Raw genomic sequence first — 12,060 nt, 5'->3', positions numbered from 1 at the left:
GCGAGGGGCGGTGGCGTCGGGCGGCGACCGGCGTTCCACCGCTCCTCGCCCCCTTCACCCGGCGAGGACGGCCCCCACCCAGGTGCCCACCACCAGCAGGCAGGCGAACAGTTCGACCAGGACGCTCAGGCCGACGGCGCGCAGCACCGTACGGGTGGAGGCCCAGGCGTCGCCGTGGCTGCCGAGCCGGACGCGTTCGAGGGCGTAGAGGCCGCCGAGCGCGCCCAGCGGGCAGCCGACGACGGGGACCACGAAGAACCCCGCGATACCGGCCACGCCGGCGAGCACCAGCGTGCGGTAGGGCGCGCCCGCCTCGCGCACGTTGCGGGCCGGGAGCAGCCACTTGAGCACCTGATTGACCAGCAGGACGGCGGTGCCGGCCATCAGCACCGACCACGCCAGGGCGGACCGCTCGGCCGTCGCCCACCACAGCAGCCCCGCCCAGACGACCAGCGGCCCGGGGATACCGGGGACCAGCACCCCGAAGACGCCGAACAGCAGGACCAGCCCGACGCCGATCAGCTGCCAGGCATTCACGCCGCGGTCCCGGCGGCGCCGGCGCGCGGGCGTGCCCCGAGCGGCGCACGCCCGGCGACGGCTCGAACGCTGCGCTCTGTTGCGGCCCGCATGGCCCAAGCCTGCCGGAAGGGGACCGGACGCGCTTCCTGGAGTGCCCTTTTCGCGCCCTGTCCCGGTGGGGTGCACGACGGGACAATGCGGCCCATGGAGCAGCAGGGGGCGGGCCGCGGCAGGGAGGACGACTGGTGGTGGCGGGAGCTGTACGGCGAGGGCTCCGGGGCGGGAGGTGAGGACGGCGGGGGCAGCGGCACGGGGCCGTCCGGCGGCGCCACCGGCGCACCCTCGCCCAGGACCGCCCGGGACCCGGTCGGCCGCTCCGCGCCCGAGCACCCCGCGCCCGGGGGATCCGGGCCCGCGGCGCCCGGGGAGCTGACCCTGCGGTCGTTCGAGCCGCGGCCGTGGGAGCCGAGTTCATGGGAGCCGCGCCCCTGGGAGCCGCCCCGCCGGTCGGCGCCGCGGGCCGCCGGGCCGCCCGACGGGGCCGCGGACCCCGCGCCCGTCGTCCGGGCGCCCGACACCCCCGCGTTCCCGGAGGCCGGGCCGGACGCCCCCGCCGATCCGGTGCCGGACACGGTCCTGGACGGCGCCCGGTTCGGGCCGCTCGCCGTCCGCGCCGTCTCACAGCGCGGCGCGGACGTCCACCGACGGGGCGACGTCCGCGGCGAGGCGTACCTCACCGCCCGGTTCGGGGCGGGCCGCAACGCGCTGTTCCTGGTTGCCGTCGCCACCGGGCTGTCCACCACCGGAGCGGTCGCGCACCGCGCGGCCCGCGCCGCCTGCGCCTGGGCCGGCGGCGCCGTCGACCGCAACGCCACCCGGTTGGCGCAGGACCTCCGCGCCGGCCGGCGCGACGCGCTCCGGGCGGGGTTGCAGCGCCTCACGGACCGCGGTTTCGGCGCGCTGCGCGGCCGGGCGGCGGAGCTCGGGATGCCGGCCGGCGCGCACCCGGCGGCGCTGCGCTGCCTGTTGCTGCCCGCCGACCCGCAGTGCCGTACCCGGGTGTTCTTCGGCGTCGGCGGGGGCGGGCTGTTCCGGCTCCGGCACGGCGGCTGGGAGGACCTGGAGCCGGCCGACGCCGGGCCCCCCACGGCGCCGTTCCGCTTCCGCGCCGTGCCGGGCCGGCCGGGGGACGTGCTGCTGCTGTGCGGCACCGGCCTGGCGGAACCGCTCGGCGCCGACCCGGACTTCGCCGCCCGGCTCGCCGCCGCGTGGTCCGCTCCCGCGCCGCCCGACCTGGCGGGGTTCCTGGCCGCCGTCCAGCCCCGGGGCGCGGGCGACGCCAAGGACCGCACGGCGGTGGGGGTCTGGGAGTCGTGACGGGACGTACCGCCCCCGCCCGCGTCGGCTCCCGGAGGCGGAGTGCTTCGCCCCGTGGGTTGATGGGAAGGAGCCGGCAGGCGGCCACGGTTCCCGCGGCCGTGTGCGCGGCGGTCCGCCGGCCCGTCGGCATGCATGTCCCTCGGCCCGTTCGTCGTGCGCAAGGAGGCTCTCCCGGTGGCCAAGCAGACCGTAGCCGAGCAGTTCATCGACATCCTGGTGCGGGCCGGTGTCCGGCGGCTCTACGGGGTCGTCGGGGACAGCCTGAACCCGGTGGTGGACGCCATCCGCCGCAATTCAGCGATCGACTGGATCCAGGTCCGGCACGAGGAGACCGCCGCCTTCGCCGCCGGCGCGGAGGCGCAGCTCACCGGGCGGCTGGCGGCCTGCGCGGGCTCCTGCGGGCCCGGCAATCTGCACCTGATCAACGGGCTGTACGACGCGCACCGGTCCATGGCCCCGGTCCTGGCGCTGGCCTCGCACATCCCCTCCAGCGAGATCGGTACCAGCTACTTCCAGGAGACGCATCCGGACCGGCTGTTCTCCGAGTGCAGCCACTACAGCGAGCTGATCTCCAGCACCAAGCAGATGCCGCGGGTGCTGCAGACCGCGATCCAGCACGCCGTGGGGCAGAGCGGCGTCGCGGTGGTCTCGCTGCCCGGTGACGTCGCCGCCGAACCGGCGCCCGAGCGCGCCTTCGAGCACGCCCTGGTCACCAGCCGGCCCTCGGTCCGCCCCGGGGACGAGGAGATCGACGCGCTGGCCCGGATGGTCGACGCGGCCGACAAGGTCACGCTGTTCTGCGGCAGCGGCACGGCGGGGGCGCACGCCGAGGTGATGGAGTTCGCGGAGCGGGTGAAGTCGCCGGTGGGCCACGCGCTGCGCGGCAAGGAGTGGATCCAGTACGACAACCCGTACGACGTCGGGATGAGCGGGCTGCTCGGGTACGGCGCGGCCTACGAGGCCACCCACGAGTGCGATCTGCTGATCCTGCTCGGCACGGACTTCCCGTACAGCGCCTTCCTGCCCGACGACGTCCGGATCGTCCAGGTGGACGTGCGGCCCGAGCACCTGGGGCGGCGCACCAAACTGGACCTCGCCGTATGGGGCGACGTCCGGGAGACGCTGCGGTGCCTCACCCCCAGGGTGCGCGAGAAGAGCAGCCGCAGGTTCCTGGACCGGATGCTGAAGAAGCACGCGGACGCGCTGGAGGGGGTGGTCAGGGCGTACACCCGCAAGGTGGAGAAGCACGTCCCGATCCACCCCGAGTACGTCGCCTCGGTGCTCGACGAGGAGGCCGCCGACGATGCGGTCTTCACCGTCGACACCGGCATGTGCAACGTCTGGGCGGCCCGCTACCTCACGCCCAACGGGCGCCGGCGGGTGATCGGTTCGTTCAGCCACGGCTCGATGGCCAACGCGCTGCCGCAGGCGATCGGCGCCCAGTTCATGGACCGCGGCCGGCAGATCGTCTCGATGTCGGGCGACGGCGGCTTCTCGATGCTGATGGGCGACTTCCTCACCCTGGTCCAGTACGACCTGCCGGTGAAGGTGGTGCTCTTCAACAACTCCTCGCTGGGGATGGTGGAGTTGGAGATGATGGTGTCGGGGCTGCCGGCGTACGGCACCACCAACCACAATCCCGACTTCTCCGCCATCGCCCGCGCGGCCGGCGCGTACGGCGTGCGGGTGGAGAAGCCCAAGCAGCTGCGCGGGGCGCTGCGCGACGCCTTCCGGCACAAGGGGCCGGCGCTGGTCGACGTCGTCACCGACCCCAACGCGCTGTCCATCCCGCCGAAGATCAGCGCGGAGATGGTCTCCGGCTTCGCGCTCTCCGCGGGGAAGATCGTGCTGGACGGCGGGGTCGGGCGGATGGTGCAGATGGCCCGCTCCAACCTGCGGAACATCCCGCGGGTGTGAGACCGGGGGCGCGGTGGGGGCGCGCCCGACGGGCTCAGGCCGGCGGTGCGGCGGCCGGGTACTGCGGCCGGAGCCGCAGGGTGCGGATCTCGAACGGGCGCAGGGTGAGCGTCAGCTCCGAGGTCGGGCCCTCCTCCTCGTCCCGCAGGGGGCGTTCCAGCAGGTCGGTGACGGTGGCGTGGGCGAGGGGGAAGCCGGGGGTGAGGGTCCCGGTGGCACGGCTGCCACGGGACTCGTAGAGCCGGACGACGACGTCGCCGCTGCGGTCGTCGGCGAGCTTGACCGACTCGATGGTCAGGGCCGGGTCGTCGACCCGGACCAGCGGGGCGCGGTGCCGGGGGGCGGGGGCCGGGGCGGTGCGCAGCGGGAGGTTGAGGGCCAGGCCGCCGGCGACGGCGTCACCGGTCCCGGCGCCGGGCAGCAGCGCGTAGCGGAAGCGGTGGCTGCCCTGGTCGGTCTCCGGGTCCGGGCTGTGCGGGGCGCGCAGCAGGGTGAGCCGGACGGTCGTGCCGAGGCCGTCCTCGTGGGGGGTGCGGGTGACGTCGTGGCCGTAGGTGGAGTCGTTGAGGAGGGCGACGCCGTAGCCGGGTTCGGCGACCCGGAGCCAGCGGTGGGCGCAGATCTCGAAACGGGCCGCGTCCCAGCTGGTGTTGGCGTGGGTGGGGCGGTGCACATGGCCGAACTGGATCTCGGCGGTGGACCGTTCGGCGTGCACGTCCAGCGGGAACGCCGCCTTGAGGACCTTCTCCGACTCGTGCCAGTCGATGTCGGTGGTGATGTCCAGGCGGTGCGAGCCGGCGTGCAGGGTCAGGTCCTGGGTGAGGTGGGAGTCGCCGAAGGTGCGGGTGACCCGCACGGTGGCGGAGAGCGGTCCGGCGGCGACGAGTTCGACGGCGTCGGCGGCGGTGAGGTCGGTGTGCCGGTTGCGGTAGTGCCGGTCGAGGTCCCAGGCGTCGTACTGGTTGGGGTGGTCGGGGTGCAGCTGGAGGAGGTTGCCGCGGGCGCCGGGCGCCAGCACCTCCCGGCCGGCGGTCAGATCGCGCACGGAGGCCAGCAGGCCGTCGGCGTCGATGCGGACCCGCAACCGCCCGTTGTCGAGGGTGAGGTGGTGGGCCTCGGCGGTGGCGCGCACCGGGACCGGTCCGGGCACGGGGGAGGCGTCGGGGGTTCGGGGAGCGGTGCCGGGCCGGGGGAGCGGGGCGCAGCCGAGGGCGGGGACGTGGACGGCGACCGCGGCCGGGCCGTCGTCGCCAGTGTGTTCCTCGCCGGCGGGCAGTGCCACGATCTCGTGGCGGTCGTAGGGCGAGGCGTTGAAGACCGCGAGGCCGGGCGCGGCCGTTCCCCGGGCCCCCGACTCCTCCCCCGAGTTCTCGTCTTCGTTCGAGCAGGGAGGATCCCCCTGCTCAGCGGCGGCCCCGGTCCCCGCCCCGGCCGCGAGGGCGGCGAGGGCCTCCTCGGCCAGTGCAGTCAGCTCGGCCGCCACCGCCGCGTAGGTGTCGCGGGCCTCGCGGTGGACCCAGGCGATCGACGAGCCGGGCAGGATGTCGTGGAACTGGTGCAGCAGCACGGTCTTCCAGAGCCGGTCCAGGGCCTCGTACGGATACCGGTACGCGGCGCCGTCGGCCGCACCGGCGGTGTGGACGGCCGCGGTCGCGGCCCACAACTCGGCCTCCCGCAACAGGTGTTCGCTGCGCCGGTTGCCCTGCTTGGTCTTGGCCTGCGAGGTGTAGGTTCCGCGGTGGAACTGGAGGTAGAGCTCACCGGACCACACCGGGGCCGCCGCCCCGTACTCCTCGTGCGCGGCCTCGAAGAAGCGGGCCGGCGGCTCGACCGTCACCCGCGGGGAACCCTCCAGGGAGCGCAGTCGGCGGGCCCGCTCCAGCATCTCCCGGGTCGGACCGCCGCCGCCGTCGCCCCAGCCGAACGGCACCAACGAGCGCGTGGCCCGGCCCTGCTCGGCGAAGTTCCGTTCGGCATGGGCGAGTTCGCCGCCGTGCAGCTGGGAGTTGTAGGTGTCGACGGGCGGGAAGTGGGTGAAGATCCGGGTCCCGTCGATGCCCTCCCACCAGAAGGTGTGGTGCGGCATCCGGTCGGTCTGGTTCCAGGACAGCTTCTGGGTGAGGAACCACTTCGCCCCGGCCAGCCGCGCCAGCTGCGGGAAGGCGCCGGTGTAGCCGAAGGAGTCGGGCAGCCAGATCTCCTCGGTCTCCACGCCCAGCTCGTCCAGGAAGAACCGCTTGCCGTGCACCAGCTGCCGGGCCAGGGCCTCGCCGCCGGGCATGTTGGCGTCGGACTCCACCCACATCGAGCCGACCGGGGCCCAGTTCCCCTTCCGCACCGCCTCCTTGATGCGGCTCCAGATGCGCGGCTGGTGATCCCGCACCCAGGCGTACTGCTGTGCCTGCGAGCAGGCGAACACCAACTCCGGGTATTCCGTGGCCAGTTGGGTGACGTTGGCGAAGGTGCGGGTGGCCTTGCGCACCGTCTCGCGCAGTGGCCACAGCCAGGCGGAGTCGATGTGGGCGTGTCCGGTGGCCGAGACGCGGTGTGCGCTGGCGGCGGCCGGGCGGTGCAGGACGTCCTCCAGCTCGGCCCGGGCCGCGGTCGCCGTGCCGCCGACGTCGTGCAGGTCGAGCGCGTCCAGCATGTTCTCCAGCGCCCGCAGGATGCCGTGCCGGCGCGGCCGGTCGACCGGCAGTTCGTGCATCAGCTCCGAGAGCACCTCGATGTCGAGGATCAGCTGCCAGACCGTCTCGTCGAGCACCGCGAGGTCGGCGGCGGCGAAGCGGTGGAGCGGCCGGCGCGGGGCGGTGCGGATGTCGCCGAGGTCGGTGGGGCGGAAGTCCCGCAGGACGGTGGGGTTGGCGGCGGCCTCCAGCAACAGCCGGACCTGCTCGCCGCCGCGTGCCGGGGCCGCGACGGGGACGTACCGGTTGCGCGGGTGGATGCCCTTGAGGGGCACGCCGGTCGCGTCGTGGACCAGGCCCTCCGCCTGGAAGCCCGGCCCGTCGTCGGTGAAGCCCGGGTCGAGGACGGCCTCCACCCGGCGCCCGGCCCACTCCGCGGGCACCTCGCCGGTCAGCCGGAACCAACTCGTCGACCACGGCGGCCCCCAGGCGTCGCCGACCGCGAACGGCTCGTAGTCGGCCGACAGCGCCTCCGCGGCCGGACGGGTTCCCTCCGCTCCGGGCACGTGCCACACCTCCAGCCGCAGCGGGGTCCGGGCCGGGTACTGCGCGGGCCGGATGTGCTGCCCGAGCGCCCGCGCGAGGCGCCCCTCCACCAGCAGTCGGTCGTCGTGCACAGCGGGCTCCTCACGCTCGTACGGCACGCGGGCCCGGCGCCGGCCCGCGGACCGGTTCGCTCCGGGCGGTCGCGGAACGTATACCCACCTCGGCCCGCCGGGGCCCGTGCCGGCGGGTCGCCGCTGACCGCCCGCCGGGCCGCCGCGTGGGGCGGACGTCCGCCGACGACAAGCGGAAGCATGGCGGCGGGCCCGGTGGGAATGCTGACCGTGAGGCTGTTCGAGGTAGAGCGCCGATGGTTCGTTGGGGGCGGGGGAGAGCATGCGTCAGCCTGTGCGGTGCGAGGAACGGAACAGACGACAGCGAGCGGACGGCGGGCACGGGGGCGGGCCGGTCGCGGTGCGGGCACCGGAGGTGCTGGAGCGCAAGGTGCGGCAGGCCGATCTGAAGGCGGTCGGCGAGGTGCGCCGGGAGTTGCGGGAGTTACTCGGCCGCTGGGCGCCGCCGGACGGCGGAGCACCGGCGGATCCGGAGCTGGCGGCGCTGCTGACCAGCGAGTTGGTGACCAATGCCCTGCTGCACACCGAGGGCGGGGCGGTGGTGACGGCGTGGGTCACCGACCGGCTGCGGGTCGAGGTGCGGGACTTCGCGGAGAGGTGTCCGGAGCCGCGTGCGCCGTCGGTCGACGGGACGTCGGGGCGGGGGCTGATGCTGGTGCGGGCCCTGGCCGACGCGTGGGGCATCCGGCCCGAGCGGATCGGCAAGTGCGTGTGGTTCGAACTGGGCGGCGGACCGGCCTGACGCGAAGCCTGGGGTGAGGGTCGGCGCGGTCCGCCACCGCTCAGCCGAATTGCCTTTCGATCTCGGCGAGTTTCTCCTCCAGGGAGTCCAGCCGGGGGATCGTCTGGGTGTCGTCCTCGGCGGTGAGGTCGACGGTGCCGCGCCGGCCGGGCGCGTCGGGCTCGGCGCCGGCCACGGCCTTCAGGGCCGGCCGGGGTCGCTTGGCCGGGTCGCCGTGGGGCAGCGGCGTCGGGTCGACCGGCCCTACGGTGTCCGGGCCGGCCGGCGGGGCGGCCTCCGCCGGGGGCAGGGGCGCGCTCACCGGGAGGGCGTGGCGTCCGCCGCCCCTGCCCCAGGAGCGGTGCTGCCGGTTGAGGGCCTTGATCCGGGCCCGGTCGAGCTTGCCCTGCTCGCGCCGGTGGAGCCGGTTCCGGACCTTCTCGCGCTTGTCGTCGCGGACCTCCTCGACCGCCTCGTCCAGCGTCCCCACGCCTTCCAGCAGCATCAGCGACCAGGCGGCGAAGGTCTCGCGGGGTGCCCGCAGCCAGCGCACGATGCGGATCTGCGGCAGCGGCCGGGGCACCAGGCCCTGTTCGCGCAGCGCCGCCCGGCGGGTCTGCTTGAGCGCCCGGTCGAAGAGGATCGCCGCCGACAGCGACATCCCGGCGAAGAACTGCGGGGCGCCCGCGTGGTCCAGTCCGCGTGGCGCGTGCACCCAGTTGAACCAGGCGGCGGCGCTGGCGAACGTCCACACCAGTATCCGGGAGCCGAGTGCCGCGTCGCCGTGACTGGCCTCGCGCACCGCCAGGACGGAGCAGAACATCGCGGCGCCGTCGAGCCCGAACGGCACCAGGTACTCCCAGCCTCCGGTGAGCCCGAGGTTCTGGATGCCGAAGCCGACCAGGCCGTGGAAGGAGAGCGCCGCGGCGACCGCGGCACAGCAGAACAGCAACGCATAGGCGGCGGAGGCGAAGACGGCCTCCTTGCGGCGACGGCGGTCCACGGTGCGTTCCCAGGACGGATCGGTGCCGGCTCGCCGGCCTGCGTGCCTGCCGCGTAGGAAGAGCAGGGCGGTGGCGGTGACCCCGGCGAGCAGCAGAAACGTCGGAATCATCCAGTTCAGCGATATCTCGTTCATTCTCACTCCGGGATTCCTTGGTTCAGGTGGCGGCACTTCCGCGGATTCGCGAGTGCGCGCGCCATCCTGACGGAACCGACCCGGGCGTAGGGGTTTTCGGAGCAAGAGAACGCCAAGGTGACCGGGGTCGGCAGTGGAATGCCCCGGAAGTCTCGAACTTCCTTGCGTCGAGGGGAGGTTGTGTGCGAGTCGTGGCAGGCCGCGGGGGTGGCGGACGGGTCAGGCGGTTGCGGTGAGGCGGCTGATGCGCTCCGCGTCGCAGGTGCGCGGGCAGGTGACGCAGGTGTCCTCGGGGCGCAGCGTGTAGTACATGCAGCAGCTGGCCCGGTCCCGGGTGGGCAGGACGGCGCCGTCCGGCCCGGTCAGCTCGCGGAACCCGGCGGCGGCCGCGTACGGCGCGGTCGAGCCGGGCAGCAGCCGCGCCAGCTCCGCCGCCGCGCGCCGCTCCTCGCCCAGCAGGTGCCCGATGTACCAGAGCCCCTCGACGATCTCGTCGGACGCCATGCCCCAGGCCGCGCGGGGGCCGCGCCGCATCCGGGCGCGGAAGCCGTCCAGGAGCGGCCGCAGGTGGTCGGCGACCGCGCCGCGGACCTCGGCGCGCAGCGCCTCCTCGTCCGGCACCACCCGGGCGCCGGGCAGGGCCGCCGCCGGGTCGTCCGGAAGACACCCGAAAGAGCCCGCGCGTACCGCCATCCGGCGCAGCTCGCGGTGGAAGCGGACGTCTCCCGCGGCGATGTGCGGCACCCGGCGGTGCAGGAACCACGGGACGGTGATCAGCAGGCAGGCCGGCCAGGCGTAGCGGTGCAGCGCGAAGCCGGCGACCACGTCGGGCCGGGCGGAGCGCCCGTAGTCCCGGGTGATCCGGGCCGCCTCGTCGGCGAGGAAGCCGTCCAGCACCGGCCCGTCCGTGAACAGGGCGGACGCGTCCAGCCAGTCGTCCCCCTCGGGGGGCGTGGCGTCCCAGAGGGTCACCCGCAGGTCCGGGAAGACCTCGGCGAGCCGGGCATAGGCGTCCGCCGCGGGGTGGGCGGCGGGGGCGACGGGCGCGGCAGCAGCGGCAGGAGGCATGCGGGGGACCACCGAATCGCGATCGTTGGCAGGTAAGGCTTACCTTATCCGAAATCCCTACCCGTGCCCGCTGAGGTGTGAACCGGTACTTCGGGCGCTTATGGTGCTATGGCCCGTCGCCCGGCGCCCGGCACGTCCGCCCGGCGGACGACGCGGGGCGGCGACGGGCCCGAGCCCCGATCGCCGGACGCCCGTCGTCCGCCCGGACCCAGCACGCCAGCAGGAGGAACGCCATGGAGCAGGGCACAGCGGAGCCGCAGCCGGACGCCCGGGTGCGGGCGCCCGGGTCCGGCCCCCTGCTGCCCCGGCCGCGCCGGCACTCGGTGCGCGGCCAGGTCCTGGACGCCCTGCGCCAGGCGCTGGCCGCCGGCGAACTGCTGCCCGGCGAGGTCTACTCCGCGCCGGCCCTCGCCGAGCGCTACGGCGTCTCCGCGACCCCGGTCCGCGAGGCCATGCAGCAGCTCGCCACGGAGGGCGCCGTCGAGGTCGCGCCCAACCGCGGCTTCCGGGTCAGCGAGCGCAGCTCCCGCGATCTCGCCGAGCTCGCCGAGGTCCGCACCATGCTGGAGGTGCCGGCGATCCTCCGACTGGCCCGGGCGGTGCCGCCCGAGCGCTGGGAGGAGCTCCGCCCGCTGGCCGAGGACGGGGTGGCCGCCGCGGCCCGCGGTGACCGGGCCGCGTACGCCGACGCCGACCACGCCTTCCACCAGGGCCTGATGGCGCTCACCGGGAACCGCCGGCTCACCCAGGTCACCGGCGACCTGCTGCGCCGTGCGCAGTGGTCGGCCGGCGGCGGTGCCCGGCTCCGCACGGCCGAGCTGCTGGCCGACGCCTCCGAGCACACCGCGCTGCTCGACGCGCTGATCGCCCAGGAGCACGCGGTGATCGAGCGGATCGCCCGGGAGCACCTGTCGGCGGCCCGGCACCCGCACTGAGGCGACGGGGCGCGGCCCGGGCTCAGAGGGCCGGCAGCAGCTCCGCCAGCGGCAGCGCCGCGACATCGGCGGCGGGCCGGGAGACGTACAGCTCGGCGTGGTAAAAGCCGTCGGCCTCCTTGCCGCCGACGGTCAGCCCGCGGGCCGACAGCGCGTCCAGGGCGGCCCGTCGCTCGGCCTCGTCGGCGAACCGCCGCTGCCGGAACGACCGCGTGGTGAGCCGCTCGGTCACCAGCCCGGCCCGGGCCAGCAGCGCGGAGACCGGCCGGTACGACACCGTGCGCAGCACGAAAGCGGCGACCCAGGGCGGCTCGGCGACGCAGTCGAAGAGCCGGGCGAAGGTGCGCGCGGTGATGTAGCCGACGCCGCCGGTGACGGTGATCAGGTCGGTGCCCTCCAGCGCCCGGCACAGCTCCGGGGCGGGTGCGTCGGCCTCCAGGTTCGCCGCGAAGCCCTGGTCGAGCAGGCCGGCCGCCACGGCGTAGCCGACCGCGCGCTCCGCCGCGTCGATGCCGGTGACCCGGGCGGCTCCGGGCCGCCGCAGGGCGGCGTAGAAGGCCCGGTCCTCCTGGGCCAGCCGGTCGCCCTCCGGTGCGTCGGGCCCGGCGTCGGCGTAGCGGTGGTAGAGGTCGTCGAGGCTCACCCGGTGGTTGAGCAGTGCCGCGTTGACCCCGTAGGAGCAGCACAGGTCCACGACGCGGAGCGGCCGGCGGTCGCCGCGGTGCTGTTGCAGGGCGTCGGCCAGCGCGCGGAAGATCGCCTGGCCGTGGTGCGGGATCTGGTAGGCGAGGGGTTGCAGCGTGCTGAAGTACCGGCGCGGATCAGGGCAGTTGTAGATCGACTCGAAATGCGCCTTGCCCCAGTCGATCCCGGTGCTGGTGTGGGTCACTCCTGCCACGGTGCGCCTCCTGACAGGCTTTGCCAAACGGAGCTGGTCCCGGACCAGCATCCAGGCCGCGCCGCCCGGTCGCAGTGCGACTTGTGGCCATTCTCGGGGCAGGTGGTGCGTGGCGCTACCGACCGGTCGGCGGCCGGGCACCCGCCGCCAGCCCCCTCGGCCCGGCCGATCCGCCGCCGG

At 75.0% G+C, this 12,060-nt stretch carries 9 protein-coding genes; 4 read left to right on the top strand and 5 right to left on the bottom strand.

Annotated features, from left to right (window positions below; all coding sequences use genetic code 11):
- Positions 1–54: 54 nt before the first annotated feature.
- A complete protein-coding gene (locus MOV08_RS11170) occupies positions 55–537 on the bottom strand; it encodes a DUF456 domain-containing protein (protein ID WP_039631703.1) in 483 nt (160 codons plus the stop codon).
- Between the two features lie 186 nt (positions 538–723).
- Between MOV08_RS11170 and MOV08_RS11165 the strand changes: the two genes are divergently transcribed.
- Complete coding sequence (locus MOV08_RS11165) at positions 724–1,896, top strand: protein phosphatase 2C domain-containing protein (RefSeq protein ID WP_275307314.1); 1,173 nt, start codon at positions 724–726, stop codon at positions 1,894–1,896.
- A 177-nt stretch (positions 1,897–2,073) separates the two neighbouring features.
- On the top strand, positions 2,074–3,816 hold the full coding sequence (locus MOV08_RS11160; RefSeq protein ID WP_275307313.1) for a pyruvate dehydrogenase: 1,743 nt from the start codon (positions 2,074–2,076) through the stop codon (positions 3,814–3,816).
- 34 nt (positions 3,817–3,850) lie between these two features.
- On the opposite strand, the gene MOV08_RS11155 is transcribed toward MOV08_RS11160, so the two are convergent.
- Entirely contained in the window at positions 3,851–7,120 is a 3,270-nt protein-coding gene (locus MOV08_RS11155) for an alpha-mannosidase (RefSeq protein WP_275307312.1), read from the bottom strand.
- Positions 7,121–7,478: 358 nt separating this feature from the next.
- On the opposite strand from MOV08_RS11155, the gene MOV08_RS11150 reads away from it, so the two are divergent.
- Positions 7,479–7,862, top strand: a complete 384-nt coding sequence (locus MOV08_RS11150; RefSeq protein WP_039640612.1) for an ATP-binding protein — start codon at positions 7,479–7,481, stop codon at positions 7,860–7,862.
- Between the two features lie 40 nt (positions 7,863–7,902).
- On the opposite strand, the gene MOV08_RS11145 is transcribed toward MOV08_RS11150, so the two are convergent.
- Together MOV08_RS11145 and MOV08_RS11140 are read right to left on the bottom strand one after the other, a co-directional pair.
- The gene (locus MOV08_RS11145; protein ID WP_039631699.1) at positions 7,903–8,985 is read right to left on the bottom strand and encodes a DUF2637 domain-containing protein; all 1,083 of its coding nucleotides are present in this window, start codon (positions 8,983–8,985) and stop codon (positions 7,903–7,905) included.
- A 213-nt stretch (positions 8,986–9,198) separates the two neighbouring features.
- The gene (locus tag MOV08_RS11140) at positions 9,199–10,047 is read right to left on the bottom strand and encodes a (2Fe-2S)-binding protein (protein ID WP_275307310.1); all 849 of its coding nucleotides are present in this window, start codon (positions 10,045–10,047) and stop codon (positions 9,199–9,201) included.
- Between the two features lie 233 nt (positions 10,048–10,280).
- On the opposite strand from MOV08_RS11140, the gene MOV08_RS11135 reads away from it, so the two are divergent.
- On the top strand, positions 10,281–10,982 hold the full coding sequence (locus MOV08_RS11135) for a GntR family transcriptional regulator (protein WP_275307309.1): 702 nt from the start codon (positions 10,281–10,283) through the stop codon (positions 10,980–10,982).
- 22 nt (positions 10,983–11,004) lie between these two features.
- Here the strand turns inward: MOV08_RS11135 and MOV08_RS11130 are convergent, their stop codons facing one another.
- On the bottom strand, positions 11,005–11,871 hold the full coding sequence (locus tag MOV08_RS11130) for a hypothetical protein (protein ID WP_039631694.1): 867 nt from the start codon (positions 11,869–11,871) through the stop codon (positions 11,005–11,007).
- Positions 11,872–12,060 lie beyond the last annotated feature (189 nt).

It is taken from the genome of Streptomyces yunnanensis (assembly GCF_029011865.1).
Classification (GTDB): Bacteria; Actinomycetota; Actinomycetes; order Streptomycetales; family Streptomycetaceae; genus Streptomyces; species Streptomyces yunnanensis.
This window is presented reverse-complemented; position numbering and strand designations above follow the sequence as displayed.

Excerpts from the sequence above, each read along its gene's own strand:
- MOV08_RS11165 (WP_275307314.1), top strand. The coding sequence starts at position 724 with ATGGAGCAGCAGGGGGCGGGCCGCGGCAGGGAGGACGACTGGTGGTGG.
- MOV08_RS11140 (WP_275307310.1), bottom strand. The coding sequence starts at position 10,047 with ATGCCTCCTGCCGCTGCTGCCGCGCCCGTCGCCCCCGCCGCCCACCCC.
- MOV08_RS11135 (WP_275307309.1), top strand. The coding sequence starts at position 10,281 with ATGGAGCAGGGCACAGCGGAGCCGCAGCCGGACGCCCGGGTGCGGGCG.